The organism is Qaidamihabitans albus (genome assembly GCF_016464705.1).
Lineage (GTDB): Bacteria > Actinomycetota > Actinomycetes > Mycobacteriales > Pseudonocardiaceae > Qaidamihabitans > Qaidamihabitans albus.
Genome location: NZ_JAEHOB010000050.1, coordinates 1 through 840, shown reverse-complemented (window position 1 = coordinate 840; position 840 = coordinate 1). Strand labels below are relative to the sequence as shown.

At 67.6% G+C, this 840-nt stretch carries 2 protein-coding genes; both read right to left on the bottom strand.

The genetic code is table 11. The features are described 5' to 3' along the window. Positions 1 to 248: 248 nt before the first annotated feature. On the bottom strand, positions 249 to 509 hold the full coding sequence (locus JAP66_RS32845; RefSeq protein ID WP_199435572.1) for a type II toxin-antitoxin system RelE family toxin: 261 nt from the start codon (positions 507 to 509) through the stop codon (positions 249 to 251). Next, positions 506 to 817, bottom strand: a complete 312-nt coding sequence (locus tag JAP66_RS31765; protein ID WP_199435571.1) for a type II toxin-antitoxin system prevent-host-death family antitoxin — start codon at positions 815 to 817, stop codon at positions 506 to 508. Before JAP66_RS31765 ends, JAP66_RS32845 begins: the two co-directional genes overlap by 4 nt. Between the last annotated feature and the right edge of the window lie 23 nt (positions 818 to 840).

Sequence of the window (840 nt, the reverse complement as noted above, 5' to 3'; positions counted from 1 at the left end):
GGCCGGGTGGGAGGTGACTGATGAACCGCCGACGGCTCTTCGGGACTCCCCCGGTTTGTGGGTGCGCCTCGTTGACGTTCCACAGGTGGGTACGCCCGGCAACGCGTCCAAAGAATGACACCGGACCCCGGCTGTGTCGGTGGTGGTGGTGATTCGCTCTTCTCAGAACCTCCGCACCGCGCAGCGCCGGGTGTAATCGGCTTCGACCGGCCACCGGGGTCGGGGTAGGCGTTGGCAGTGCTGGGTCTCTAGCGGTAGATCTCGCGGCGGTGGCCGACGTCGACGACGGTCACCAGCAGCACCTGGTCGTGGATCTCGTAGACGATGCGGTAGTCCTTGGCGGCGCGGATGCGCCAGGCGTTGTCGGTGCCGGTGAGCTTCTTGCATCCGGAGGGCCGCGGTTCGTCGGCGAGGGCCTCGATCGCGGCGAGTACGCGTCGGCGTACCGGCTTGTCCAGGCTGGTGACGAGCTTGGCGGCGCGGCGGGCGATCTCGACCTTGTACTTCACGCGCCACCCTCGGCGTCGGCGATGAGCTGGTCGAGGGAGATCACGGTGTCCTCGCCGGAGGCGATGCGTTCGCGTGCCTGCTCGGCTCGGCGTGACCAGTACTGGTCTTCGAGTCGTTCGTGTTCCTCGGCGACATCGGCGGGCACGATCGCCGCGACCCGGGTGCCGCGCCGGGTCAGGTAGGCGATCTCGCCGTCCTCGGCGCTGTCGACCAGCTCGGCGATCCTATTGCGGGCGTCGGAGACCGCGAGCTCAGCCGGTTGGGCGGTGTCGTTCGGAGCGTGTGTTTGGCGCGGTTCAGCAGACATAGCCTGAGTGTACTACTCGTACA

Coding starts and splice junctions, on each gene's coding strand:
- JAP66_RS31765 (WP_199435571.1), bottom strand. CDS start 817: ATGTCTGCTGAACCGCGCCAAACACACGCTCCGAACGACACCGCCCAA.